Origin of the sequence: Sagittula salina, from assembly GCF_017813235.1 — a bacterium.
GTDB classification, from domain to species: Bacteria; Pseudomonadota; Alphaproteobacteria; order Rhodobacterales; family Rhodobacteraceae; genus Sagittula; species Sagittula salina.
In genome coordinates this window covers 48,285-72,266 of sequence record NZ_JAGISH010000002.1, presented here as the reverse complement: position 1 = coordinate 72,266, position 23,982 = coordinate 48,285, and the positions used below count along the sequence as shown (strand labels likewise).

Genomic DNA, 23,982 nt, shown 5'->3' with positions numbered 1-23,982 from the left:
GGCTGCCAGAGCCCTACCCGACAAAAGGGCCGAAACGTCCCGAAGTAAAGCCTGCGTCGCAGCGCCTCTGACACGGCGATCTCGCCCCGGGCGCCATGGCGTGCACGCCCCAGTGACATCCGCAACCGACAAGGGGGGCTGCGCCGGACCCACCAGGGTTCCTCCACGGTCGACCGCAGGGCTCACCCAGGAAGGCTGGTATGCCCCCTTCGGCGGCAACCTGAAGCGCCAACCGAAACCATCCGCAAACAAAGAAATTGAGACCTGGCACCTATCGGGAATACCCCGGGGACTGTCACCCCTCCTCCGCGAGGATCTGCATCCAGATCGCCGCCGCGTCGAACAGCGTCCATTCCCGCCGCAGGCCTTCCGGTCCGAATTCCACATGGCTGATCCCCATGACGTGCACGCGCGCGCCCGTAGGACGACCAAAAAGCCCCCAGCCGTCGTGCCGCCCGGTCAGCGACCACCGCAGCGCCGCACGTGGCGGCAGCATCGGCTCTTCGAGACCGATACGATGGTGTACCGCGAATTCCGCGTCCGGAAAGGCCTGCCGCAGACCCAGCCAGAACCGCTCCACCTCCCGCCAGCCATGCACGTCCCGGCCTCCGGGATAGGCCAGCTGACAGGCGGCGTCATATTGCTCCGGCACCACCGAAAGCTGCCCCGCCATCAATCGCTCAAGCACCAGTTCGAAGGCAAGGCCCCATGTTTCGTCATTGCCGCGCCCGGTGTAGGGGCCGGGCACATCGAACTCCGGGCAGAAGACCGGCTCCGGGCTGTCCGTCCGGTCCAGCCGCGCGCGGGCCCAGGTCTTCACGTCGCCGCCGATCTGGCCAAAAATCGCCTCCGTATCGACCACCTGCCACTCATCGCTGATCCGGTTGGCCTTCGCGAACCGGTCCGCCACAATCCGGTAGCGCAGCGCCCGCCCCGTGGGTTCGCCCCAGGGACCCGGCGCCGTATGCCGCCCCAGAGCCACCATCCGGTGAGAGGCCAGAAAACCGCGCCGGTCCGAACCGCACCAGATCACGTCCTCGCCCAGAAGCCGCCGGTCCGGCACCGCCAGAAGTCCCGCCAGGCCAAGCGCGGCCACCGCCTCCGCGCCCTGCGCCACGCCGCGCGCGTCACGATGAATGATGGCGGGATGGTACAGGTCCGCCATGCCCCCCCTGAACCCGCGATCATCCCAGATCTCCCGCGTGCCGGTCAGGATATAATCCTGAACATCCCTGAATCGTGCATCGAATCCCTGCATTCAGCCTCTCCGCTTGCTGCTCCAGCAAGACCTGCAAAAAGTGAATGAAGGGTGTACCGCGCCCGTCTTCGTTTCGATGATCACACCGCGACCGCAGCGGTTTCACCCCCACCGTGCTCACGCGCCCCGAACCACAACGCCTGCCCGGTGCCCCCGTCCCCCGCTTCTTTGGTTCGAAAAATACCGCGGGGGTGAATTCTCCGCAGGAGAAGAGGGGGCAGAGCCCCCTTCTGCGATATCGAAGATTCGGAACGGAGCGCATGTCGAGGTCCGGAGGCAGCCCGCCAGAGACGGTCGCGTGACGGCGCCATACCGCTGTTCGGTTGGCCCACCCTCAGCTATCCCCGACGACAGCGTGCCGCGCGGGAAACCCTCAGGTATAGCCCGCCCAGCGGAACGCCCCGTCCGGCCCGAGCAGGGAGTGCGGGTTCCACGCCACTTCCCAGACGTGACCCTCGGGGTCCGCGAAATAAGCGATATGCCCACCCCAGAAAACGTCATGCGCTTCGCGCAGCACCTCCGCGCCGGCGGAGCGCGCCGCCTCCAGCACCTCCGCCACCTGCGCCTTTTCGGCCACGTTATAAGCATAGGTCGCGGCGCCGACGCCCAGACGTTCCAGTGGCACCCCCATGTCGCGGGCGAGGTCTTCCAGTGCATAAAGCCCCAGCGACTGCCCGATCAGGTCGAAGGCAACGATCCCCTCCTGACTTTCCTCCCGCCGCCATCCCAGCGCCTCGTAGAAGGCCGCCGTGCGGGCTATGTCCCTGCATCCCAGCGTGATCAGGCTAACTCTCTGTTCCATGTCGCTCTCCCTGTTTCCGGACCTCAGCCTATGCGCCGTTCCTGACGTGTTCCGACGGCAGGCCACGCGCCCAGCGCAGGATCGTTTCGGTCAACGGCCGCGTCAATCCGGGCGACAGGATATCCCCCGCAATGACGTGATGTCCGGGGTCGTCCCCCGGCCCCGTGGTCACCACCTGAACGTCCGACGGGACACCCCAGGCCGCCGCCACCTGCCGCGTCCGATCGTGATCCACCAGCGCGTCCCGCTCGTCGAATACGAAAAGCCCAGGCACCCGTACCGAACCATGATCCAGAGCGGTCGCCGCCCGCAGCCCCTCTGCCATGGGCAAGAGCGCGCGCGAGGGGTAGCGCGTGGTCCAGAAGCGCCCATGCGCCTCCGACAGGGGAGCAAAGCCATGCTCCCGCCCCGCCACCAGAGGCAGCCACCAGCGCGCCAGCGGCCAGGTCATGAGGGACGCGCGCGGATCGCGCAGGCGATAGTTGGGTGACAGCATGACCACCCCGGCCACGCCTGCCGCCAGTCCGCGATGCAACGCCAGCGTCACCAGCGTGCAGCCGGTGGAACAGCCCATGACCAGCACGCGCCGCCCGATCCGGCGCCCGATCTCCAGCGCTTCGGCCACGTCGCGCAGCCATGCCTCCAGCGTCACCTCTGCCATGGCTGCGGGCGCCCGCCCGTGCCCCGCGAGGCGGGTGAAATGCAGGTTCGCGCTCAACCCCTCTGCCACGCGGTCAGGCAATGGGCGCAGTTCCTCCGACGTGGCGGAAAATCCATGGACATAGACCACCGCCCAATCTGTCACCGCCTCCGGCGCACCGCGCCAGATCACCCGCTTCTCCACGCCCGGCCGCAGATCCGGCAGGCGGGCCTCGCCCGCCGCCAGCCACTTTGTGATGCCGCCCTCCGGCACCGCCTGCGCGGCTGCGGGGGCCGTCACGCGCCGACCTCGACAATGGCCTTTTCAACCAGTGCCAGGCACTCCGGGGTCGAAAACCGGTGATCCGCGCCGCGCACCAACGTCAGGGACACATCCGGCCCCTCGATATGGTCGAGCATGGCCAGCGCGGTCTGGCGCGACACTGCCTCGTCCTCCGTGCCCTGCAACAACCGCACCGGTCCGCGCATCCTGAGCGAGGCGCGCAGAACGAGGTGCTTGCGGCCGTCCTCGATCAGCTTCTTCGTCACCACGTAGGGGTCTTCGTAGGCGGAGGGCATGAGGATCTGCCCTTCCTCCATCACCTGCCGCCGCTGCTCCCGGGTGAACTGCGCCCAGAACCCGTCTTCGGTGAAGTCCGGCGCCGCCGCGATGCCGACGAAACCCGCCACCGTTTTCAGGCGGCGCGACAGGATGCAACCGATCCAGCCCCCCATCGAAGAGCCGACCAGCACCACCGGCCCCGCACAGACATGCCGTACCACCACCTCCGCATCAGAGGCCCAGTCCCCGATGCAGCCATCCTCGAAGACCCCCCCGGACTGGCCGTGGCCCGCGTAGTCCAGCCGCAGGAAGGCACGGCCGCGGGCCGCGGCCCAGGCTTCGAGGTGTACCGCCTTTGTGCCCTCCATATCCGAACGGTAGCCTGACAGGAACACCACGCAGGGCCCCTCTCCGGGCGTGTACGCATAGGCCAGCCGCTCGCCGCGCGGACCGTCGATGTATGCTACCTTTGCCATGAAATCCTCCCGTGTTTCGGTGACCTTACCGCAACGGGTCGCAGCGCCAAGGTCGAAATCATCCCGCCCCTGCATGACAGGAAGACGGTCCCGGCATGCCGCGACGGAGCAGCGGAGGGCGTCGCGGAGCGCGTGGATTGCCGGGAGGCAGGTGGTCGAGGCCGCAGTAATGCGCCGGGGGGATCGGGAGGCCCGACAGGGTGCGCCCCGGCAAAACAGGAATGGCCCGACCTTTCGGCCGGGCCATCCGATTTCACATTACTCTACGAGTTTAGTTGCTCGCGGACTGGAAGATCACCGGGACCTCGTATTCGTGGATGTAATCCACCACGGTCAGCGCATCGTCCGCCGCCAGTGTCCAGGCCGTCAGCGTTCCTTGATCGGAAACGTTCGTGCTTCCGAACACCACCTCATAGATGTTCACCGTCTCGGGCAGCCACGATCCGTCCGGCTGTTGGACCAGCACGTTGGCGGTGACATCACCGTAGGTTGACACCCGGTCATAGGTGAAGTCGCTGTAGTCGATGTCCGAGTAGGTCACGGACCCCACCGACACGGTGTTGATGCCGACGAAGGCGTTCAGGTATGCCACCTGATCCTCCGAGAAATCGCCCGTCTTGTCCGTGGCGGCTGCCAGGAAGGCGACCGACCCGGCCACATCCTCGGCGGTCAACGCACCATCGACCATGAAGTCGAAGGCATCGCCCGGCAGGTCATCGACGCCCGGAATGGTGCCCGTGGTCATCAGCGACACGTAGATCGCAAGGTTCTCCAGCGGCGAGTCGATGGTCTTGGTCACGTCGTCCACCGTCAGCACCAGTCGCCCGGCGGCATCGGTCGTGACCTCGGTCGCCGTCTTCAGCAGGGTGATGACCTCGTCAGCCCGGCGATCCAGCACCGACGTCGGGGCACGGCCAACGTTCAGGCGACCGATCTCGACCTCTTGGGCCAGTTCCTCGTCCTCCGGGTGGCCATCTTCGTCGAGCTTGATCAGGTTACCCTCTGCGTCGACCGGCTGCACGTAGCCGGCTTCAGACAGGATCGGCACGCCCTGATCGTTGCGCAGGATCACGTAGAGGTCACCGAAAAGATCGCCCTTCGTGCTGCCGGCATTGTCCGGCTGACCGCCGCCGGCGCCATCCCGGCCACCGGGCACACCAGCCCATTCCGGCCGGTCGGAGTCGTCGTCCTCGCCGGTCAGTTCAAGGAACAGGTCGGTCATCGGCTTGCCGGTACCGCCACCGGTCTGGCCGATCATCTGTCCACCGGTGTATTCACCCTGCTGACCGCCCTCGCCATCGGACCCGCCGTGCGAACCTGCGGCCTCATGCTCTGCACCGCCCTGGTTCGCGGTGCCCGAGCTTGCCGGGGCCGTGCGCTGGACCGGCGCCGCCGCCGGGGCCTTGCCGGAAGACGTGGACCGGCTCGAAGACGAGTCGGGGTCCGGCACGATCGGCAGGTCGGGCGAAATCACCCTGCCGCCGGACTGGCCTTGCTGGCCACCGGAACCGGCACTGCCCGAGGCCCCGGAACCGTCCGAACCGCCTGCGTTGCCGGAACCGCCGGACGAGCCGGAGCCGCCTTCGTTGCCGCCACCGCCACCGCCGCCGTTGTCGCTGCCGCCACCGCCGCCATTGTCGCTGCCGCCGCCACCGCCGCTATTGCCTGCTGCGTGGGCCGGCGTCACGTCAAAGGTGACCGTTGCCATCGGCATAGCTGCCAAGACCAAGGCGACCGTACCGAAAAGTCTGATCTTTCCACTGATATTCAACATCTGTCGTTTCCCTCCAATGCGCGCCGACCCTTTGTCGGCGCCTGGTTTAGCTCGGCAAGCTATGAGAGAACGTTAGCAGCGGGTTCAGGCCCCGGACTTGATGCAGCGCAAGTCTTGGGCGAAAAATATTTGCTTATTTGAATTCTTTTCGCGGCTCGGGTTTTACCCCTCCACGCTTTGCGCGAGCACGCGGCTGATAGTGGTCAGGCTCTCGCCGCTCTCCGCCTTCCATGTGTTGAAAGCCGCCTGCACCGCGGCCCAGGCCTTTCTGGAGGTGGGGGCCTTGTCCACCACATCCTCCGCCGCCAGCCGTGCCACGACCGAGGGAGAGGGGATGAAACCCTCCACTCCCATCTGCCGCAGCACGTATGGGCCCGCGGTACCGCCCAAACGCGCGCCGCCGTCCTTCAACCACAGCGCGAGACCCGCGAAGTCCTCCACCGGCCAATCCGCCACCCGCCGGCCAAAGGAGCCGTACTCCGCCGAGACCTCCATGATGAAGGCGGCGTTCTGCTGCACCGCCCGCACCTTCGGCGGCGAACGGATGATGCGCGGGTCCTTGAGCAGCGCGTCGAACCAGTCATCCGACATGTGCGCCACCCGCGCCACGTCGAACCCATGAAAGGCCGCCTCGATGCCGGGCCACTTCTTGTCCACTACCGCCCATGACATGCCCGCCGGAAACAGCACCCGCGCCATCAGCGCCAGCCAGCGGTCGTCGGGAATGGCCGCGATCTCCTCGGGCGGCTTCACCGGGGGCACGTCCGCGAGAACGGCGGCCCGTCCGCCCTTTCGGTCAGCGGCGATGTCAAGGATCTCTTCATAACTGCGCATGGGCGATACCTCCGGGGCTGGCGCCTATCTCCGCAGGGAAACGGTCACTCCGCCTCGACCTCGTCAAGCCCCAAAGCCAGCACACCGCCCAGAGCACTCAGCGCTGCAAAACCCGCCAGAGCCACCACCGGCCCCAATGTCGCCAACACGCCACCCAGCGCGCCGACCGCCAGCAGCAGGCCACCGATCAGCGTATTGGCCAGCGCCGCGTAGGAGGCGCGGGCGTCCGCCGGCGACATATCCACCAGGTAGACCGACCGCCCCTGCCGCACGCCGTGGTACGCGACCATCAAACCGAACAGCACCACCGGCACGACCCAGACGGACGCCGCCAGCCCCAACCGCTCCAGCGCCACCGCCAGAGCCATGAACACGGACGCGACAAATCCCGACAGTGCCAGCACCAGCCGCGAGGAGCGGTCGGACAGCCGCCCCCAGACATAGGACGACAGGAAGGACGCCGCCGAAGAGGCCAGAAGCAGCGCACCGAGACCGGAGAGCGCTGCCTGCCCGCCCACCAGCATGACAAAGTAGGGCGGCGCCAGCGCCGTCACGGTCAGCGCACCACGGGCCAAGATGAACCGCCTGAATTGCGGGTCGTCGCGCAGCGGCGTGAGGTCCCACACCGGGCCCTCGTCTTCCGGCCGGGACGGCTTCTCCTCCACGGTCGAAAATACCGCGGCCGCAGCCAGCCACAGCAGAGCGGCCAGCGCGATGGCCAGAACCACCGGTCCCGTTTTCTGGTCCGGCCCCTGCCCGATCCCGAAGATCAGCAAGAGCGCAAATCCCAGCACCGCGAAGGAAGCCGCCGACCCCGCCATCCCAGTGACCGCGCCCCGCCGGGTCTTGGCCACCGTCTTGCCGAGGATGTCCTTGTAACTGACCGATGCCAGCGACCGACTGACCGCCAGCACCGCCAGAGCGCAGGCGATGGCCACACCTGCCGCGATCCCTTCCAGCAGCAGCGCGGCGATCGCGATGGCCGCCGCCGCCAGCCCCTGCCCGACAGCGCCCGCGACCCACGCCCATTTGCGGCGGCGCATCGCCTCGACCCGTCCCGCGAGCAGGATCTGTGGCAGCAGCGCCCCCGCTTCGCGGATCGGCACGAAAGCCGAGACCACCGCCGCAGGCACACCGAGACTTCCGGCCAGCCAGCTGAGCACCAGCTTGGGGTCGATCAGCCCGTCCGCAACCTTTGTCATCGAGAGCGACACCATGTGACGCAGACCGTTCTTCGCCTCAACCTCCGGGGCATCCGTCGCCCCGGTCAGCCGGCCATAGGCCGCTTCCCTCGTCTCGCTCATGCCCCGCTTTTCCCCCTCGGCTTGACAGCCCCCGTCCCCCCCGTCATGGAAGGCGGCACAGACCATAACCCGCAACCGGGCGTTCCGTGGGCGCCAAACCGACGAGGAGACAGGACCGATGTCCCAGATTTCCCTTACCTTCCCAGATGGCGCGAGCCGTTCCTTCGACAAGGGCGCGACGCCCGCCGAAGTCGCCGCCGCGATTTCCAAATCGCTTGGCAAGAAGGCGATTTCTGCCACCGTCAACGGCCAGCACTGGGATCTGGCGTGGCCGATCGAGGCCGACGCCGCCATCGCAATCAACACCATGCAGGACGCAGAACCGGCGCTGGAGCTGGTCCGCCACGACTTTGCCCACGTCATGGCCCGCGCCGTGCAGGCGATCTGGCCCGACGTGAAGGTCACCATCGGCCCGGTAACGGAGCACGGCTGGTTCTACGACTTCGACCGGGCGGAACCGTTCACCCCCGAGGATCTCGGCCAGATCGAGGCGAAGATGAAGGAGATCATCAATGCCCGCGACGTCGTGCGCACGGAGGTCTGGGACCGCGACCGCGCGCGCAAGTTCTACGAGGACGCCGGCGAACCGTACAAGGTCGAGCTCGTTGACCGCATCCCCGGCGACGCGCCGATCCGCATGTACTGGCACGGCGACTGGCAGGACCTCTGCCGCGGCCCGCACCTGTCGCACACCGGCCAGCTGCCCGGCGATGCGTTCAAGCTGATGGGCGTTTCCGGCGCGCATTGGTTTGGTGACACCTCCCGCAATCTGCAGCGCATCACCGGAATCGGCTTCCGCAACCGCGAGGAGTTGAAGGCGCACCTCAACTTCCTCGAGGAAGCGGCGAAACGCGATCACCGCAAGTTGGGCCGCGAGATGGACCTCTTCCACCTCCAGCCCGAGGCGCCCGGCCAGATCTTCTGGCACCCGAACGGCTGGACGATCTACACCATGCTGCAGGACTACATGCGCCGACAGCAGCGCCGTGGCGGCTATGTGGAGGTCAATACGCCCCAGGTCGTCGACCGCAAGCTGTGGGAAAAGTCCGGCCACTGGGACAAGTATCAGGAGCATATGTTCATCGTTGAAGTGGACGAGGAACACGCCCGTGAAAAGGCGGTCAACGCGCTCAAGCCGATGAACTGCCCCTGCCACGTGGAGATCTTCAAGGTCGGACTGAAATCCTACCGCGACCTGCCGCTGCGCATGGCCGAATTCGGGTCCTGCGCGCGCTATGAACCCTCGGGCGCGCTGCACGGCATCATGCGGGTGCGCGGCTTCACGCAGGACGACGCGCATATCTTCGCCACCGAAGAGCAGATCGCGTCGGAGTGTCAGAAGTTCATCGACTTCCTCTCGGCGGTCTACAAGGACCTCGGCTTTGCCGATTTCCGAGTTCTGTTCAGTGACCGCCCCGAAACCCGCGCAGGGTCGGACGAGGTCTGGGACAAGGCCGAAGGAGCGCTGCTGGCGGCGACCCGCGCGGCGGGCGTCGAACCGGAGATGAACCCGGGCGAAGGCGCCTTCTACGGCCCGAAGCTGGAATTCTCGCTGACCGACGCAATCGGCCGGGTCTGGCAGTGCGGCACTTTCCAGGTGGATTTCGTGCTGCCCGAACGGCTGGACGCCAGCTACATCGGTGCGGATGGTGAAAAGCACCGCCCCGTCATGCTGCACCGCGCCTGCCTCGGTTCCTTCGAGCGCTTCATCGGCATTCTGATCGAAGAGCACTCCGGCAAGCTGCCCTTCTGGCTGGCGCCGCGTCAGGTGGTCGTGGCATCCATCACCTCGGAGGCGGACGACTACGTTGCGGAGGTCGTTCAGGCGCTGCAGGCGGCGGGCGTCCGGGCCGAGGCGGATATCCGTAACGAGAAGATCAACTACAAGGTCCGCGAGCACAGCCTTGGCAAGGTGCCTGTGATCCTCGCCGTGGGCCACCGCGAGGTCGAAGAACGCACCGTCTCCGTCCGCCGCCTTGGCGAGAAGCAGACCTCCACCGCGACGCTCGACGCCATCCTGGCAGACCTGGGCACAGAGGCGACCCCGCCCGACATGCGCTGATGCGCGGGCTACACTGGAGAAACGGGGCGGTCCATCGGGGCCGCCCTTTTCTTATCGGGCGGCACCTCCTGCATTCGGGACCACCCGCCAGTAACACTGCTGACATTCTGCGTGTGCGAAGATCCGCCGACGCCGCCCTCGCCGGCGGCGCTGTAACAATTCACGCCGAAAGGTGCGTGAACCGATGTCATCTGTTACGCTCCTCTCCCCTTCTCCCCCGGTGCACGCCATTTTGGGGGCGCCGTATTCACGCCCGCTGACGCCCGCGTGAGCCACGCGCCCGTGAATGGCCCGGTTTCTCCCCTGACGTCACCCTTGGATCACCGCCGGGGCGACCGGCCCAAGGGCGGCAACACTGGTGACGCAATCACCACCCAATCGGAGAGACACAGACATGACCGCACGCATCAAGACGACCGCGCTGCTCGGCGCCTTCACCGCAGCGCTCACCGCCGCCACCGGCGCGCAGGCTGCCGAGCAGGAGAAATGCTATGGCGTTGCGCTGGCCGGGGAGAACGGCTGCGCCGCGGGGCCGGGGACGACCTGCGCAGGGACTTCCACCATGGACTATCAGGGCAACGCATGGACACTGGTGGACAAGGGCACCTGCATGACGATGGAACTCCCCGCCGGCATGGACGGCATGTCCCGCATGGGCAGCCTCGAGGCGCTCGAACGCGACCTGCCGAAGAGCTGAGCCGAAACGCATCGCTCCCGTAGGTCGGGGATGTACCCCGGCCTACCCCGGCCCCTTCGGAGGACGCCATGCCCCATTCAACCCGCACGTTGCCCGATGCCCCCGGCGTCGGCTACAAACCGCAACACTTCACCGCCCTGCTGGATGACCCCGCACCCGTCGCGTGGCTGGAGATCCACGCCGAGAACTACATGGGCGGGCCGGGCGGTCTTGGCGGTCGCCCTCTGGCGCAGCTGCGCGCACTGGCCGAACGCTTCCCGATTTCCGCGCACGGTGTCGGCCTGTCCATCGGAGGCCCCGCGCCACTTGATCGTGACCACCTCGACCGGCTGAGCGACCTGCTGGGCTGGCTCGCTCCCGCCAGCTTCTCGGAACACCTCGCCTGGTCCACCCACGACGGCGCCTATTTCAACGACCTCCTCCCCCTGCCCTACACCGCCGCGACGCTGGCCTGCGTCTGCGACCACATCGACCAGGTGCAGGATCACCTCGGGCGGCGGATGCTTCTTGAAAACCCCTCCTCTTACCTTGCCTTCGAGCAAAGCACCTGGTCCGAGCCCGAGTTTCTTTCGGAGATCGCGCACCGCACCGGCTGTGGCCTGTTGCTCGACGTCAACAACGTCTTTGTTTCGGCCACCAACCTCGACTTCTCGGCGCAGGACTACATCGCCAGCTTCGCGCTGGCAGAGGTGGGCGAGATCCACCTCGCGGGACACGCCAAAGATTCGGATGACCATGGCGCGCCGCTGCTGATCGACGATCACGGCAGCCCGGTTGCCGATCCGGTCTGGGCACTGCTCGACCTCGTGCTCGACAGCGCCGGTCCGCGCCCGCTGCTGATCGAGCGTGACAACGACGTGCCGCCGTGGGCCGACCTCGCCGTCGAAGCCGCCCGCGCCGGGGCCGCCCTTGCGCGCGCCGAAGAACGGACTTCGACTGCCGAAAGGATCCTCGCATGACCCCGCCATTCGTGTCCAAGACATCCGCCCCGTCGTTCACTTCATCGTTCGCCCCTGCTCTCTCCCGGCCGCTCATGGACCCCGGGGGGCCTGCGCCAGACGGCTTGACCGACGCGCAGGGCAGAGCGGCGCCACGACGCTTGGCGGTCTACCGCAACAACGTGGTCCACGGGCTGAAACAGGCGCTGAGCGCGGGCTTTCCCGCCTGTCACGCGCTGCTGGGGGCGGAAAATTTCGACCGCCTCGCCTCGGTCTACGCGCGCGAGCATCCACCCTCCGACCCCCGTATGCCGCTATATGGCGCGCGCTTTTCCGCTTTCCTCGTCACACGGCCCGATCTGGCACATATGCCTTGGTTGCCGGATGTCGCGCGGCTGGAATACAGCCTGCGCCTCAGCTACCGCGCCGCCGATAGCGTCCCCATCCAAGCCAGTTGCCTGCAGTCCCTGCCGCCCGAGGCGCTTGGGCGCGTCCGCTTCACCTTTGCCTCCGCGCTGCGACTGCTCCGCTCGCCATGGCCGCTGCGGCAGATCCACCGCCACGCGCTGAACCCTTCCACGCCCCCGCCGCGCCCCGAGGCCGAGGATCTGCTCATCACCCGGCCCGCGCTGGACCCCCGCATCGACCTCCTTTCGCCCGGCGGCGCGGCCTGCCTCGCGGCGCTGATGCGCGGGCAGCCGCTGGGCAGTGCCATCGACGCGGGGGCGGCGTACCGCGGCTTCGAGCTTGAACCCCTGCTTACCCTGCTCTTGTCCGCCGCCGCCATCACCGGGGTAGCCATCTCAGGAGACCGGCCATGAACCGCCTTGCCGCCCTCTCCGCTCAGATCACTGCCGTACTCGGCCGCCTTGCCCCGCTGCTACCGCTCATGTTGCGCGTGACCTTTGCCGCGACCTTGCTGGGCTACTATTGGAAGAGCGCAGCAACGAAACTGCTCGACCGGGCGGAGCCGGGGCTGCGCGATTGGCTGACGCTGGAATCCGGCGTCTACGCGCAGATTTTCCCCCGCCAGTTCGAGGCCGCGGGCTACGACCCGGATCAACTCTCCGTGCTGCACGGCGCCATTGCCGCTGCGGGCACGCTGGCGGAACTGTTGCTGCCGCTGCTCATCATCGCCGGCCTCATGACCCGCCTTGCCGCGCTGGGGATGATCGGCTTTGTCGTTGTGCAGACCGCCACCGACGTGATCGGCCACGGTGCGATGCCCGGCGCGCTGTTCGACGGCCGTTACCAGTTGCTGGACGAACGCCTGCTCTGGTGTGCGCTGCTGGCGACGCTGGTGGTCACCGGGGCGGGTGCGCTGTCGTTCGACCGTCTGATCGCACCGCGCTTGCACCCCGCCTGATCAGGTGGCCAAACGATAGCGCACAGATCTCAGACGCCCAGCGCCGCGCGCGTATCCGCCCCCCAGCCGAGGTGCATCGCCGCGCCATCGACAATCAGCGGGCGCTTCATCAGCGTCGGATGCGCCTTCAGCAGCGCCTCCGGCGCCTCCGTCCGTTCAGCTTCGGACAGACCGCGCCACGTGGTCGACCGCGTGTTGACCAGCGCCGTCCCGAAGCGTTCCAGCGCCATCGCCAGCACCGCCTCCGGCATGCCCTCCTGCCGCACATCGACGTATCGCGCCTCCGGCAGCGCCTTTTGCGCCTTGCGGCAGGTGTCGCATGTCTTCAGTCCATAAAGGTCCATCGTCGCTCCCTTTCCGGCCCCAGCGGCGCCCGGCACATGCTTTGCCCAACAGACGCACAGACCGCGTTAACCAATTTCACATAATTGGGCAGCCGTTGAAACACGACTGGGTTTTTCTTGCAATTTGAGAAGTTCGCCTATCCAAAAGTAGTGTGACATCTGTCGAAGGATTTCCCGAGGGTCAAGCACTGCCGAGCCCTCAACAGGCCTGAGCGGCGGATGGCACGCTGAAGGGCGGTTCCGGCTTGGCCGGAGCCATACGAGGAACTTGGAAAGGAGCACGGGGTACTATGCCAAGCGGCACCGTGAAATGGTTCAATACAACCAAAGGCTACGGCTTCATCGCGCCCGAAGAGGGCGGCAAGGACGTTTTCGTTCATATCTCCGCGGTCGAGAGGTCGGGCCTGACCGGCCTCGCAGACAATCAGAAAGTCAGTTTCGAACTGCGCGAAGGTCGTGACGGCCGGACCATGGCCTCCGAACTGAAACTGGACTGATCCCGTAATCGGCTGATCGCCAGATTGTGCCTGCAAAGAGACACTGCTGCTGCGGGTCGCGGCCCTTGCTGCGTCCCCTAATTCTTCGTTAGCGTTTTGTCCGCATACTACCGGCTGTCCGGGGCGCATTTTGGCCGCCCCGCTGGAGACAGTCATGCCCATACTGGGATCAAATGCCGTCATGATCGGCGCCAGCCTGCTTTTCACCGGCGCGCTTGTGGCGGGCGTCCAATACTTGCCGCCCCTGACACAGCCGGACGCCAGTACCTTCCCGGAATTCCAGCAATACCGCCCGGTCGACGGGACGCCGGGCCTGATCGAGGCGCGCGACAGCGGCGGCCGCAGTGTCATCGTCAATCCCGGCGCATACTGCCAGGCGGAGCTTTCGGGCGTCGATTGCGGCTGCTTTCGCGAGACCGCGAACCAGGTGCTGCGCAGCCGCAAGCCGCGCGTATCCGGCTGGCGTTATGCCGACGACTGGGAACTGGCGCTCGCCCAGGCAAAAGCCAGCTGCGACTGAGAGCCGGCGCGCCACGGCGGCGCCGCTCGACGGTCGTGACGGGGCGATCCTACGCAGCCTGCAACCGCTTCGCCTCCTGCCCCGCCAGCCGGATCAGCTCCTGCATATAGGGTTTTTCCAGATCTTCTTTGCGCACCGCGGCATACAGCCTGCGTGTCACGCCTGCCTTCGTCAGCGGTCGCGTCACGTAGTCCGAGGAATACTTCACCTCCCGCACCACCCAGTCCGGCAGCACGCTCACCCCGCGGTTGGATGCCACGAGCAGCAGGATAACCGCCGTCAGTTCCACCTGCCGGATCGCCGCCGGCTCCACCTTTGCGGGCGTCAGGAGCTGGCTGAAGATATCCAGCCGCGCGCGGTCCACCGGATAGGTAATCAGCGTCTGACCCCGGAAATCCTCAGCCTCGATATACTCTTTCTGTGCCAACGGGTTCTGCGCCGAGGCAACGAAAACCGGACTATAGTCGAAGAGCGGCACGAACTCGATGCCCGCCAGATCTTCCGGGTCGGAGGAGATGACCACGTCGACTTCTTCTTTCATCAGCGCGGGCAGCGCGTCGAAGGCCAGTCCGGGACGGATGTCCACGTCCACATCGCCGAACTGCTTGCGGAATGCTTCGAGGACAGGAAACAGCCATTCGAAACAGGCGTGGCATTCGATGGCGATGTGCAGCCGCCCCGCCTTGCCCGCGCGCAGCCCCATGAATTCCTCCTGCAGCGCCTCGACCTGCGGCAGCACCTGCTCCGCCAGCCTGAGCAACCGCATTCCCGCCGCCGACAGCCGCATCGGTTTGGACCGCCGCACAAAAAGCTCCACCCCGGCCTGATCCTCCAGCCCCTTGATCTGGTGGCTCAGGGCCGACTGCGTGATGTTTAGAACATCCGCCGCCTTCGCCACGCCGCCGTGATCGTGAATTGCCTTGATCGTCCGCAGGTGGCGGAATTCGATATGCATGTGCGCCTCATGTTAGAGATGAGATATATGAGTTTGTCTCACCATGCTGCACGTGCCATATAGAGAGCAAGCCGTAAACAGTTGCCCAAGCGTCGCAATCGACGCGTCAGGGCCCGACCGAGAGAAGCCCCATGACAAAGCCCGAAATCAGCCTCGAGTTCTTTCCGCCGAAAAATATCGAGGGCACCTTCCGCCTTTGGGATAGCGTGCAGGTTCTGGCGCCGCTTGGCCCGCGCTTTGTCTCTGTCACTTACGGCGCGGGCGGCACGACGCGGGATCTGACGCGCGACGTGGTGGCGACGATCCACAAGCACTCCGGCCTGCGTACCGCGGCGCATCTGACATGCGTCGATGCCACCAAAGAAGAGACACTGCAGGTCGCCCGTGATTTCGCCAAGGTCGGCGTGTCGGACATCGTGGCGCTGCGCGGCGACCCGCCGAAGGGCTCCACCGGGTTCGAACCGCACCCGCAGGGCTTCGCCAACTCTGTCGAGCTGATCGAGGCACTGGCCGAGGAGGGCAATTTCACCATCCGCGTCGGCGCCTACCCCGACGTGCACCCGGAAGCCGCCAGCGGGCAAGCCGACATCGACTGGTTGAAGCGCAAGCTCGATGCCGGTGCCACCGAGGCCCTGACACAGTTCTTCTTCGAGGCGGACACGTTCTTCCGGTTCCGCGACGCCTGCGCAAAGGCGGGCATCGACCAATACGTGACGCCGGGCATTCTGCCGATCGAGAACTGGAAGGGTGCGCGCCGCTTCGCCGAGGGTTGCGGCACAAAGATCCCGACATGGGTGATCGAGGCTTTCGAAACCGCCGAACGCGACGGTCGCACCGATCTCCTGGCCACGGCGCTCTGCACCGAGCTTTGCGACGAGCTGATCGAGGGCGGCGTGGAACGGCTGCACTTCTATACGCTCAACCGCCCGGAATTGACCCGTGACGTATGCTTTGCCCTTGGCGTCACCCCGGAAGTGAAGCTGGAACACGTCGCCTGATCCACGGCGACCGCTACAGCAGGAAAAAGCCCGGCGCATCCATCGCGCCGGGCTTTTTCTGGTCTGGCCGTTTCCTGTCGGCCCGTGCCCCGTCGCGTGGACGGGGTCTGATGTCTTTGTCGATCCTCGCCAGGCCGCCCGCCCCCCATCCCACAGGACCCCGCGGACCCGCTCCGCCACCGCTTCGGCCCGAAAGCTCCGGGTTTCCAAACGGATGCGGCGATCAGGGCGGGCGCGATGTCCGGCATCAGGTCCGCCATGATCCGGTCCGGCGTGACGCAGTGATCCGCATCGGGGTGCGTTCCGGACGACATTTTCCCCTGCATTCTTCCCCAGCCAAAAACGGGCCGCCCAAGTGTTTCCCGCCCGCCGGTCAGGTCGAATGCGGCCAGGTGGCGTCGAACTCGTCGCCACGGACCATGCCGCTGACCAGTTGATACGACAGAAGATCACGGATCGCCGCCGGGTCGCGGACAAGCGGCGTACACCGTCCGGACAGGTCGCGCAGTTCATCGGCCTCTGACCGGGCGGTGGCGAGCGCCTCGTCCAGCGTCACGCGGCGGGGGCGCAAAACCGCGCCGGGGGCGGCCTGCGCCACGCGCGGCAGGTCTGCGGGGATTACCGTTCCGATGCGGGGGTAACCGCCGACGGTCTGGCACTCGGCCATCAGGACGTAAGGCACCCCATCCCCGGTCATCTGGACGTCGCCCGGCCCGATCATGTCGGAGGCCAGCCCCTTCGCGTGCTCGGTGCCAAAGCGCGCCTCTGCCACCAGTTGAAGACCCTGCCGGTTGCCGCGCGGCCCCCGGCGAAAGGCGGTGGCGTAGAACGCGTCGAGCACGGCGTCAGAGAACAGAACCGTATGCGGGCCGTCGATCACGCGGATCGTGCCGCCGTCAAAACGCGGTTCGGGGGGCAACCCATGGGACGGGCGGTCCGGCTCCGGGTCGTCGCCGACAGGGAGCGTGTCGCCCGCCCTGAGCGCGCCACCGATTCCGATGCTCAGATGCGCGGCGCGGCTGCCCAGCCACGGCTCGGTGGCGATACCGCCTGCCGGGGTCAGGTAGCTGTAGGTGCCGCTTTGGGCGCCGCCGATGCGCAGGCGCTGGCCCGGCGTCACGAGGTGACTGGCGTTCCAGCGCAGCGGCGCGTCGTCCAGCGTCGCGGCCATGGGTGCACCGGTCAACGCAATGCGCGTGGGGGCGGTGACGCTGAACTCTCCACCCGCGCCCGCCATTTCGATGGCCGCCAGCGGGCTTTTGGTATTCAGCAGCGCGGCCCCCTCCAGCAGCGCGCGCCGGTCCATGGCACCGCCGCGCGACAGACCTTGTGCCAAGTGGCCGGGCCGGCCCATGTCCTGCACCGTGAGGATGCCGTCAGCGCGGGTGATCTGCAGCGCCGTCATCGCAGCACCTCCAGCCGCGCACCGCCCATAGGGTCACCACCCTTTTCCAGCGTGTCGATCTCCGCAGGCGTTGCGTGCGCAAATCGAATTGCGTCGCCGCCTTGCAGCAGGGTCGGCTCCTCGCGCGCCGGCACAAAAGTGCGGAAGGCCGCGCGCCCCACCTGTTGCCAGCCGGTGGCGGATTCCGCGCCAAACAGCACGAACTGCCGCACAGCCACCACCAGCGCCCCCGCCGGAACGGAAGGGTTAAGTTCCGCCATGCGTGGCAGGTTCCAGGCCTCCGGCAACAGCCCGACATAGGGCTGGCCAGGGGCAAAGCCAATGGTGAGCACGCGCAGGTCGGCGGCGCAGATATCCCGTACGGCGGCCTCCTCGCTGGTGCCCACGGCCCCGGCTACCTGGGCCAGTTGCGGGCCGTTGGCCGCGCCGAAGGCCACGGGGATCGTCCAGCGCCGCGCGGGATCCGGCATGTCCAGTGGCCCGGCGATGACCTCCTGCGCCATGGCCTCCATCCGTGCCCGCAGCGCCGACCGATCGGCTCGGCCCGTCCGGGCGCAATCGAAGCGCACCAGAACCGTCACCAGCGCGGGCGCGATTTCCGTCACCCCCTTGGGGGCCTCGTCCTCCAGCCGATTGGCAAAACGTCGGGCCGCGACCATCGCCGCCGGGTCCGGCGTCAGCGCGAAGCGAATGATGAAACCGTCCAGCCCGGCGGGCAACACTTCGGCGGTGAGGGGGGCGGCGGCGGACATCGTTTACCCTTTCAGCGCGTCCGCGAGGGCGAGCAGGCGCGCATCCGCCCCCTTTGCCCCCACCAGCATGGTCATGGCATAGCTGGGTCTCAGTCCCGGCGTCGGCATCGCCAGCGCGCAGCCATCCACCAGATTCACCAGCGAGGTGTTGCGCAGCATCTCCATATTGAGCCGGTCGAAATCGGCCTCAACCTCCGCGATGCTTGGCGGCAGACACATGAGCGTGGGGGCAAGCAGCGCATCGACATCCTGCATCGCGTCGGCAAAGCGGGCAACGACCTCGGCGCGGCGGTCATAGGCCTGCGCGATCTCGTCGTCGCTGAGCGTTTCGGCAAAGCGGATGCGCGACAGCACGCGGGGATCGCCAAGGATTTTCAGGCGGTCGATGTGGTCGGCGTAGATGCGATGCGCCTCGACCGCGACAATGATGCGGTTCAGCCCGATGGCCGCGCCTATCTTAGAAAGATCGCAGGGCACGAGGGTATGGCCCAGCCGGGTCATGCGGGCCTTTTCCGCCTGCCAGAGCGCAGCGACCTCCGGCGACAGCCCGTCTGTAAAGGCCCCGGTGGGCACGGCGAGGCGCAGGGTCTCGGGCGTCTCGATCCGAAGCGCGTTCCCCGCCATGACGGCAGCAAGGCGGTGCAGCAGCGGCAGATCGCTCGCCATGGGACCAGGCACGTCATAGCTTGGCGCCAGCGGGTGCACCCCCGTGGCTTCGATCAGCCCCTGGCTTGGCTTGAACCCCCAGATGCCATTCGCCGCCGCCGGAATGCGCAGGGAGCCGCCGGTATCCGTGCCGATGGCCGCGTCGGTGATCCCCAGGCCGACGCAGACCGCGCTGCCGGAACTGGAGCCGCCGGGAATACCGCCCGCCACCAGTGTGCCCGAGGGCGTGCCGTGGTGCGGGTTCAGCCCGACACCGGAGTAGGCGAATTCCGACATGGACGTGCGCCCGAACATCAGCGCACCGGCGGCCTTCAGCCGCGCGACAGCGACCGCGTCGGCCTGCGCCGCAGGGCGGTCGGCCAGCAGACGGGAACCAGCGGAGGTAACCTCGCCCGCCTCGTCGAACAGGTCCTTTACCGCGATGAGCGTACCGAAGAGCGGCAGCGCCTCGCCGCCGGCGTGTCGGGCGTGCAGCGACGCCGCCTCCGCCTGGATGCGGGCCGGGGAGAAGGCGGTGAAGATGGCACGACGCTCCGCCTCAGGCAGGGCCTGAACGCGGGCGATGGCGGTCTCGACCTTTGCCGCGAGGTCAATGATGGGCGATTTCGTGTGGACGGTCATGCGACCTCCGGTAGCGTGACGGTGTCGTATTCGTGGCGGATCACGCGGCCAGTCGCCGGATCGCGCATCTCCATGCGGAAGCGCGCCGCCGGGCGTACCCCGCCCTTTGCGCCGAAGGTGCCGCAAAGCATGGCGACGGGACCGTCCTGCGCCAGCGCCTCGGCACGGCTGCCGGTCATCAGGTCCGCCAGCGGGCGGATCGCGGCGAGCGTGCCCGACTGGTAGAGAGTCCAGTCGCCGTCTTCCTCGATCCAGCTTTGCAGTTCGATCTCCTCGATGCGGTCCGCGATTTCATCCCAGTCCCACAGTTCGGCCGCGCAGGGTTTGGCGCAGACCTGTTTCGACATGGCGACGGAATAGGTTTCGAGAGCGCGGTCGGTGTGATCCGACGCCAGTCCGAGGTAGCGCTTGCCGTCCGAGATCACAAGCAGCGGCTCCACCTCGCCGGAGGAGGCCGTGCCCACAACCTCGATCCGCGTGGCCATGGTCAGCAGCGGCGCGGAGACGCGGTAGTAGAGCGGCGTGGCCGAGGGCGCGGGCACACCGAGGGCGGCGAGCTCCTCGATGTGATGCGCGATGGCGTCGGCGTCGCGGCCGGTCCAGCCCGCTACGATCAGATGCGCGAGGTCGAGCGAAAGGGCCGCGCCGCCTGCGCGAAAGTCGAGTGTCATCAATGGGACTCCTGTCAGAGGATGGAGGGCAGCCACAGGGCAATCCCCGGCAGCGCGATCAGAAGGCCGATCATGCAGAGCATGACCAGCACGTAGGGAATGACGCCAAGGATGACCTCGCTGATGGAGCCTTTGGCACGCGCCCCCTGCACCACGAAGAGGTTCAGGCCGACGGGCGGCGTGATCAGCGCCATCTCGATCAGGACGATCAGCAGGACCCCGAACCAGACCTTGTCATAGCCCAGCCCCGCGACGATCGGCACGATGATCGGGATGGTGGCGACCATGAGCGAAAGCGTTTCGATGAAGAACCCCAGAACGAGGTAGAGCAGCACCACCAGCAACAGCGTTCCGATCGGCGGCAAGCCGGTGTTTTCCAGCATCTGCGTCAGCGCCCGTCCCAGCCCTGCCGAGGTCATGGCGAAGTTGAGGAAATAAGCCCCCGCGATCACCAGCATGATCATGGCGGAGATGCGGATGGTGCCGTGCAGCGCCTCCGCCAGCGTGGCGAGGCTCAGGCCGGTGCCGAGGGTCAGCGCGATCAGCCCCGCGATCACCACGCCGATGGCGGCGGATTCGGTGGGCGTGGCCCAGCCCGCATAGATCGACCCGATCACCACCATGAAGAGGATGATGATCGGCACCAGCTGCACGAGGCTGCGGATGCGCTCTCCCCAGGTAAAGCTGCGCGATGGGCCGCCGAGTGCGGGGCGCGCCTTGCAGATCAGGGCGGTGACCACGACGAAGGCGAGCGCCATCAGCAGGCCCGGGATCAGGCCCGCCGAGAAGAGCTGCGGGATCGAGGTTTCGGTCAGGAAGCCGTAGACGATCAGGTTGATCGAGGGCGGGATCAGGATGCCCAGCGTGCCCCCGGCGGCAATGGCGCCGGAAAAAAGCTTCGGGTCGTAATGCAGTTTCTCCGCCTGCGGCATGGCGACGGTGGCCACGGTGGCGGCGGTCGCAACCGACGACCCGGAGGTGGCCGAGAACATTGTCGCTGTGGCGATATTGGCGTGGATCAACCCGCCGGGCAGCCAGCTCAGCCATTTATCGAGCGCGGCATAGGTGCGCGACGCCACACCACCGCGCACGAGGATTTCGCCCAGCAGCACGAACAACGGCACGGCGATCAGGGTAGAGGAGGACGACGAGGACCACAGGACCTGCCCCAGCCCGCGCAGCAGCGGAAAGGCGGAGTAGATCTCGCCCACGCCGATCCCGAGGATGAAGAGAACGATGCCCACCGGCAGCGAAAGCGCCATGAGCCCGAGAAGCGAGGCGGCGACGGTCCAGATCATGGGTCAAGCTCCGAGCCGAGGCCGATCACGCGGGTCACGTCCGCGTGCCTGCCATGGGCAAGATAGGCGATGGCAATGAGGCTGAGCGCCGTGGCGCATAGCGCAAACCACGCCCAGCCCGCGAACCAGATGCCCTGTGGAATCCACAGCGGCGTTTCCAGCGGCGTGTTCGCGCGCGATCCACGCTCGATGGTCTTTTCCAGGACGGGCCAGCAGTGCCAGGCGATCAGCAGGACGACGCCGTTGGTGACCATCATGGCAAAGACATCCATCAGCCCCTGCCCCGCCGCGTTCAGCCGTTGCCGGATCAGATCGATACGGACATGCGCGCGGTCCAGCAGGGCACATGACAGGCCCCAACTGGCGACGGCGGCCATCACGTAGCCCGATATCTCGTCAGAGCCGCCCAGCGACCCCCAGCCGGTCTTGCGCCCGATCACATCGATCAGGACAAAGATCACCGTCCCCACAAGGGCCAGCCCGAGGGCCAGCGCCACGAGGCGGTTGGCGCGCCGGAGCGCGCCTTCCAGTGTTTCCATGCGATGCACGCCCGGGCCTCAGTCCTTGACCGGGACGGAAACGCCGACGGCTTGGCCGACGCTTTCGTTCCAGCGGGTTGCCCAGTCGGATCCGGCGCGTTCCGCCCATTCCGGCAGCACGACAGTTTCCAGCGCCTCGCGGGCAGAGGCCAGGTCCGCCTCGCTCGCCGCGACCAGCGTCATCGACGCGGCATCGCCGGAGGTGCATTCGCCCTGCCCCGTCAGGCAGGCGATATCATTGTCCAGACCGCCCTGCGCGGCGGCCCAGGCCTTGTCCTCCAGCCCTTCCTTCACGGCGACCTTCAGCGTCTGCTGCAGCTCGGGCGACAGGCCGTCGAAGCGATCCTTGTTCATGGCGATCACCACCGGGTCCCATCCGCCCAGCGGCAGTGTCATCAGGTGGTCGGAAACCTCCCACCAACCAGCGGAATAGCCCGACCCGGCGCCGGTCACGGCGCAGTCGATCACGCCTCGCTGCAGCGATCCCGGCACTTCGGAAAAGGCGATATTGACACCCTCGGCCCCGAGCGCCTCAAGGAGCTTGGTCGTCATCCGGCCGGACCCGCGCACCTTCTTGCCCTCAAGATCGGCAAGCGATGCGATCTCGCCCTTGCAAAAGACGACCTGCGGCGGATAGGGCGCGATCCCGAGCGCCTCGGCGTTGAAGCGGTCGCGCATGATATCCTCGACCATCGGGCGCGCGGCCTCGACCATTTCGCGGGCTTCCTCGGCGCTGGTCGCGACCAGCGGCACGTCCAGACCTTCGAGTTCCGGCGCATCGCCGACGGTGTAGTCCGCCACCGTCTGGCCCACGTCAAAGACGCCATCGCCCAGCATCCGGTAGACGTCACCGCCGGCAATACCCATCTGGTCAAAGCTCGTGAGCTGTGCGCTGAAGGCGCCGCCGGTCAATTTCGGCAGCTCCTCGGTCCAGAAGGGGGTGGTGAACTGTTTGTAAAGCGGCAGGCTGGACCAGCTGCCGACCACGGCCAGCTGTTCCTCGGACAGCGCCGGACCGGCCAGCAGCGCGGCGGTCATGGCGGTCATCATCGTCTTTTTCATGGTGTTCTCCTGTTGGGGTTCTTGTTGTTTCGCGCCTTACCGGGTGTGGATCCCGGTCAGTCGTCTTTCAGCCTGGCTCGACGGTACGTCGGTCACGAGCATGTGCCCCGGCGCATGGGTGATGGCGAGCGCGGGTTTCGCAGCGGTAATCGCCGCCTGCGGTGTCACGCCGCAGGCCCAGAAGACGGGAATGTCGCCAGCCCGGATGTCCGGTGCGTCGCCGTAATCGGGGCGATCCAGATCAGTGATGCCGATCTGCGCCGGGTCGCCGATATGCACCGGCGCGCCATGCGCCAACGGAAAGCGCTGGCAGATGGCTATGGCCTCGATGGCGTCGGCGGCGGGCATGGCCCGCATACTCACCACCAACGGACCGGAGAAGCGCCCGGCGGCGCGAGTGGCAAGGCTGGTGCGATACATCGGCACGTTGCGCCCGGCGGCCTGATGGCGGACCGGGATACCAGCGCGGGTCAGCGCGTCCTCGAAGCTGAAGGAACAGCCGATGGCAAAGGACACCATGTCGTCGCGCCACAGATCCGCGATGTCGATGGGCTCGCCCTCCAGCGCGCCGTCGCGCCAGACCCGGTAGCGCGGCACGTCGTGGCGAAGGTCGATATCGCCCAGCGTCGGCAGGCTCGGATCGCCCGGTTCCCCGACCGCCAGAAGCGGACAGGGGCGCGGGTTGGCCTGACAGAAGCGCAGGAAATCCTGCGCCGCCTCTCCCGCGAGGATCACGAGATTCGCCTGCAACGCCTCGCCGCCGTGCCCGGCGGTCGGCCCGTCAAAGCGGCCCTCGCGGATCAGGGCGCGCAGGGCAGCGGGGGTGGAAATGGCGGAGGTCGATTCGGTCATTGAGGTCCGGTCGTGGTTAACTATTGCGATGCCCCAGCATTCGCAGAGTGACCGATTGAATCAATAGTTCAGTTGGCCCCACTTTTGATC

Annotated in this window: 25 protein-coding genes; 8 read left to right on the top strand and 17 right to left on the bottom strand. The window is 66.9% G+C overall.

The genetic code is table 11. From position 1 onward, the window contains the following. Positions 1 to 295 precede the first annotated feature (295 nt). From J5474_RS04300 to J5474_RS04270, 7 genes are all read right to left on the bottom strand, one after another. Complete coding sequence (locus J5474_RS04300; RefSeq protein ID WP_209359582.1) at positions 296 to 1,258, bottom strand: ester cyclase; 963 nt, start codon at positions 1,256 to 1,258, stop codon at positions 296 to 298. A 373-nt stretch (positions 1,259 to 1,631) separates the two neighbouring features. Continuing rightward, a complete protein-coding gene (locus J5474_RS04295; RefSeq protein WP_209359581.1) occupies positions 1,632 to 2,060 on the bottom strand; it encodes a VOC family protein in 429 nt (142 codons plus the stop codon). 28 nt (positions 2,061 to 2,088) lie between these two features. After that, positions 2,089 to 3,000, bottom strand: a complete 912-nt coding sequence (locus J5474_RS04290; RefSeq protein ID WP_209359580.1) for an alpha/beta hydrolase — start codon at positions 2,998 to 3,000, stop codon at positions 2,089 to 2,091. Next, a complete protein-coding gene (locus J5474_RS04285; protein WP_209359579.1) occupies positions 2,997 to 3,737 on the bottom strand; it encodes an alpha/beta hydrolase in 741 nt (246 codons plus the stop codon). Before J5474_RS04285 ends, J5474_RS04290 begins: the two co-directional genes overlap by 4 nt. Positions 3,738 to 4,008: 271 nt before the next feature. Further along, positions 4,009 to 5,445, bottom strand: a complete 1,437-nt coding sequence (locus tag J5474_RS04280) for a lysozyme family protein (protein WP_209359578.1) — start codon at positions 5,443 to 5,445, stop codon at positions 4,009 to 4,011. A gap of 228 nt (positions 5,446 to 5,673) precedes the next feature. Continuing rightward, positions 5,674 to 6,345 carry a DNA-3-methyladenine glycosylase I gene (locus tag J5474_RS04275; RefSeq protein WP_209359577.1) on the bottom strand — a complete coding sequence of 224 codons (672 nt, stop codon included), beginning with the start codon at positions 6,343 to 6,345 and terminating at the stop codon, positions 5,674 to 5,676. Between the two features lie 44 nt (positions 6,346 to 6,389). After that, positions 6,390 to 7,649 (bottom strand): MFS transporter, encoded by a 1,260-nt coding sequence (locus J5474_RS04270; RefSeq protein WP_209359576.1) that lies wholly within the window; start codon positions 7,647 to 7,649, stop codon positions 6,390 to 6,392. Between the two features lie 118 nt (positions 7,650 to 7,767). Here J5474_RS04270 and thrS point away from each other — a divergent pair, with 118 nt between their 5' ends. From thrS to J5474_RS04245, 5 genes are all read left to right on the top strand, one after another. Continuing rightward, complete coding sequence (gene thrS, locus J5474_RS04265; RefSeq protein WP_209359575.1) at positions 7,768 to 9,711, top strand: threonine--tRNA ligase; 1,944 nt, start codon at positions 7,768 to 7,770, stop codon at positions 9,709 to 9,711. 394 nt (positions 9,712 to 10,105) lie between these two features. After that, positions 10,106 to 10,408, top strand: a complete 303-nt coding sequence (locus J5474_RS04260; RefSeq protein WP_209359574.1) for a BufA1 family periplasmic bufferin-type metallophore — start codon at positions 10,106 to 10,108, stop codon at positions 10,406 to 10,408. 68 nt (positions 10,409 to 10,476) lie between these two features. After that, on the top strand, positions 10,477 to 11,367 hold the full coding sequence (gene bufB / locus J5474_RS04255; RefSeq protein ID WP_209359573.1) for an MNIO family bufferin maturase: 891 nt from the start codon (positions 10,477 to 10,479) through the stop codon (positions 11,365 to 11,367). Next, positions 11,364 to 12,167, top strand: a complete 804-nt coding sequence (locus J5474_RS04250; protein ID WP_209359572.1) for an HvfC/BufC N-terminal domain-containing protein — start codon at positions 11,364 to 11,366, stop codon at positions 12,165 to 12,167. The genes bufB and J5474_RS04250 overlap by 4 nt, the downstream gene beginning before the upstream one ends. Next, positions 12,164 to 12,712 (top strand): DoxX family membrane protein, encoded by a 549-nt coding sequence (locus J5474_RS04245; protein WP_209359571.1) that lies wholly within the window; start codon positions 12,164 to 12,166, stop codon positions 12,710 to 12,712. Before J5474_RS04250 ends, J5474_RS04245 begins: the two co-directional genes overlap by 4 nt. Before the next feature lie 29 nt (positions 12,713 to 12,741). Here J5474_RS04245 and J5474_RS04240 read toward each other — a convergent pair whose 3' ends face one another. Further along, the gene (locus tag J5474_RS04240) at positions 12,742 to 13,056 is read right to left on the bottom strand and encodes an ArsC/Spx/MgsR family protein (protein ID WP_209359570.1); all 315 of its coding nucleotides are present in this window, start codon (positions 13,054 to 13,056) and stop codon (positions 12,742 to 12,744) included. A gap of 290 nt (positions 13,057 to 13,346) precedes the next feature. On the opposite strand from J5474_RS04240, the gene J5474_RS04235 reads away from it, so the two are divergent. Beyond that, the gene (locus tag J5474_RS04235) at positions 13,347 to 13,553 is read left to right on the top strand and encodes a cold-shock protein (protein WP_209359569.1); all 207 of its coding nucleotides are present in this window, start codon (positions 13,347 to 13,349) and stop codon (positions 13,551 to 13,553) included. 154 nt (positions 13,554 to 13,707) lie between these two features. Then, positions 13,708 to 14,073, top strand: coding sequence for a hypothetical protein (locus J5474_RS04230; protein ID WP_209359568.1), 366 nt, complete (start codon positions 13,708 to 13,710; stop codon positions 14,071 to 14,073). Between the two features lie 49 nt (positions 14,074 to 14,122). On the opposite strand, the gene J5474_RS04225 is transcribed toward J5474_RS04230, so the two are convergent. Then, a complete protein-coding gene (locus J5474_RS04225) occupies positions 14,123 to 15,028 on the bottom strand; it encodes a LysR family transcriptional regulator (RefSeq protein WP_209359567.1) in 906 nt (301 codons plus the stop codon). Positions 15,029 to 15,159: 131 nt separating this feature from the next. Here J5474_RS04225 and metF point away from each other — a divergent pair, with 131 nt between their 5' ends. Then, positions 15,160 to 16,026, top strand: coding sequence for a methylenetetrahydrofolate reductase [NAD(P)H] (metF, locus tag J5474_RS04220; RefSeq protein WP_209359566.1), 867 nt, complete (start codon positions 15,160 to 15,162; stop codon positions 16,024 to 16,026). Positions 16,027 to 16,399: 373 nt separating this feature from the next. Here the strand turns inward: metF and J5474_RS04215 are convergent, their stop codons facing one another. From J5474_RS04215 to J5474_RS04180, 8 genes are read right to left on the bottom strand one after another with little or no spacing between them, the layout of a single operon-like run. Then, complete coding sequence (locus J5474_RS04215) at positions 16,400 to 17,431, bottom strand: 5-oxoprolinase subunit C family protein (protein ID WP_209359565.1); 1,032 nt, start codon at positions 17,429 to 17,431, stop codon at positions 16,400 to 16,402. Next, a complete protein-coding gene (locus tag J5474_RS04210) occupies positions 17,428 to 18,183 on the bottom strand; it encodes a 5-oxoprolinase subunit B family protein (RefSeq protein WP_209359564.1) in 756 nt (251 codons plus the stop codon). Before J5474_RS04210 ends, J5474_RS04215 begins: the two co-directional genes overlap by 4 nt. A gap of 3 nt (positions 18,184 to 18,186) precedes the next feature. Next, positions 18,187 to 19,470: an amidase gene (locus tag J5474_RS04205; protein WP_209359563.1), complete on the bottom strand. Its 1,284-nt coding sequence runs from the start codon at positions 19,468 to 19,470 to the stop codon at positions 18,187 to 18,189. Beyond that, the gene (locus J5474_RS04200; protein ID WP_209359562.1) at positions 19,467 to 20,141 is read right to left on the bottom strand and encodes a DUF2848 domain-containing protein; all 675 of its coding nucleotides are present in this window, start codon (positions 20,139 to 20,141) and stop codon (positions 19,467 to 19,469) included. Before J5474_RS04200 ends, J5474_RS04205 begins: the two co-directional genes overlap by 4 nt. Before the next feature lie 14 nt (positions 20,142 to 20,155). Beyond that, positions 20,156 to 21,439, bottom strand: coding sequence for a TRAP transporter large permease (locus J5474_RS04195; RefSeq protein ID WP_209359561.1), 1,284 nt, complete (start codon positions 21,437 to 21,439; stop codon positions 20,156 to 20,158). Continuing rightward, positions 21,436 to 21,978 carry a TRAP transporter small permease subunit gene (locus J5474_RS04190; protein ID WP_245216231.1) on the bottom strand — a complete coding sequence of 181 codons (543 nt, stop codon included), beginning with the start codon at positions 21,976 to 21,978 and terminating at the stop codon, positions 21,436 to 21,438. Before J5474_RS04190 ends, J5474_RS04195 begins: the two co-directional genes overlap by 4 nt. Positions 21,979 to 21,996: 18 nt before the next feature. Further along, positions 21,997 to 23,040 (bottom strand): TRAP transporter substrate-binding protein, encoded by a 1,044-nt coding sequence (locus J5474_RS04185; protein ID WP_209359559.1) that lies wholly within the window; start codon positions 23,038 to 23,040, stop codon positions 21,997 to 21,999. Between the two features lie 36 nt (positions 23,041 to 23,076). Next, positions 23,077 to 23,892, bottom strand: a complete 816-nt coding sequence (locus J5474_RS04180; protein ID WP_209359558.1) for a putative hydro-lyase — start codon at positions 23,890 to 23,892, stop codon at positions 23,077 to 23,079. Positions 23,893 to 23,982 lie beyond the last annotated feature (90 nt).

What these genes read in the sequence shown, in the direction of transcription:
- J5474_RS04275 (WP_209359577.1), bottom strand. Translation starts at nt 6,345, where the DNA reads ATGCGCAGTTATGAAGAGATCCTTGACATCGCCGCTGACCGAAAGGGC.
- J5474_RS04185 (WP_209359559.1), bottom strand. Translation starts at nt 23,040, where the DNA reads ATGAAAAAGACGATGATGACCGCCATGACCGCCGCGCTGCTGGCCGGT.
- J5474_RS04195 (WP_209359561.1), bottom strand. Translation starts at nt 21,439, where the DNA reads ATGATCTGGACCGTCGCCGCCTCGCTTCTCGGGCTCATGGCGCTTTCG.
- J5474_RS04235 (WP_209359569.1), top strand. Translation starts at nt 13,347, where the DNA reads ATGCCAAGCGGCACCGTGAAATGGTTCAATACAACCAAAGGCTACGGC.
- J5474_RS04190 (WP_245216231.1), bottom strand. Translation starts at nt 21,978, where the DNA reads ATGGAAACACTGGAAGGCGCGCTCCGGCGCGCCAACCGCCTCGTGGCG.
- bufB (WP_209359573.1), top strand. Translation starts at nt 10,477, where the DNA reads ATGCCCCATTCAACCCGCACGTTGCCCGATGCCCCCGGCGTCGGCTAC.
- J5474_RS04180 (WP_209359558.1), bottom strand. Translation starts at nt 23,892, where the DNA reads ATGACCGAATCGACCTCCGCCATTTCCACCCCCGCTGCCCTGCGCGCC.
- J5474_RS04225 (WP_209359567.1), bottom strand. Translation starts at nt 15,028, where the DNA reads ATGCATATCGAATTCCGCCACCTGCGGACGATCAAGGCAATTCACGAT.
- J5474_RS04210 (WP_209359564.1), bottom strand. Translation starts at nt 18,183, where the DNA reads ATGTCCGCCGCCGCCCCCCTCACCGCCGAAGTGTTGCCCGCCGGGCTG.
- J5474_RS04280 (WP_209359578.1), bottom strand. Translation starts at nt 5,445, where the DNA reads ATGGCAACGGTCACCTTTGACGTGACGCCGGCCCACGCAGCAGGCAAT.
- J5474_RS04285 (WP_209359579.1), bottom strand. Translation starts at nt 3,737, where the DNA reads ATGGCAAAGGTAGCATACATCGACGGTCCGCGCGGCGAGCGGCTGGCC.
- J5474_RS04260 (WP_209359574.1), top strand. Translation starts at nt 10,106, where the DNA reads ATGACCGCACGCATCAAGACGACCGCGCTGCTCGGCGCCTTCACCGCA.
- J5474_RS04245 (WP_209359571.1), top strand. Translation starts at nt 12,164, where the DNA reads ATGAACCGCCTTGCCGCCCTCTCCGCTCAGATCACTGCCGTACTCGGC.
- J5474_RS04250 (WP_209359572.1), top strand. Translation starts at nt 11,364, where the DNA reads ATGACCCCGCCATTCGTGTCCAAGACATCCGCCCCGTCGTTCACTTCA.
- J5474_RS04270 (WP_209359576.1), bottom strand. Translation starts at nt 7,649, where the DNA reads ATGAGCGAGACGAGGGAAGCGGCCTATGGCCGGCTGACCGGGGCGACG.
- J5474_RS04295 (WP_209359581.1), bottom strand. Translation starts at nt 2,060, where the DNA reads ATGGAACAGAGAGTTAGCCTGATCACGCTGGGATGCAGGGACATAGCC.
- J5474_RS04230 (WP_209359568.1), top strand. Translation starts at nt 13,708, where the DNA reads ATGCCCATACTGGGATCAAATGCCGTCATGATCGGCGCCAGCCTGCTT.
- metF (WP_209359566.1), top strand. Translation starts at nt 15,160, where the DNA reads ATGACAAAGCCCGAAATCAGCCTCGAGTTCTTTCCGCCGAAAAATATC.
- J5474_RS04240 (WP_209359570.1), bottom strand. Translation starts at nt 13,056, where the DNA reads ATGGACCTTTATGGACTGAAGACATGCGACACCTGCCGCAAGGCGCAA.
- thrS (WP_209359575.1), top strand. Translation starts at nt 7,768, where the DNA reads ATGTCCCAGATTTCCCTTACCTTCCCAGATGGCGCGAGCCGTTCCTTC.
- J5474_RS04300 (WP_209359582.1), bottom strand. Translation starts at nt 1,258, where the DNA reads ATGCAGGGATTCGATGCACGATTCAGGGATGTTCAGGATTATATCCTG.
- J5474_RS04200 (WP_209359562.1), bottom strand. Translation starts at nt 20,141, where the DNA reads ATGACACTCGACTTTCGCGCAGGCGGCGCGGCCCTTTCGCTCGACCTC.
- J5474_RS04215 (WP_209359565.1), bottom strand. Translation starts at nt 17,431, where the DNA reads ATGACGGCGCTGCAGATCACCCGCGCTGACGGCATCCTCACGGTGCAG.
- J5474_RS04205 (WP_209359563.1), bottom strand. Translation starts at nt 19,470, where the DNA reads ATGACCGTCCACACGAAATCGCCCATCATTGACCTCGCGGCAAAGGTC.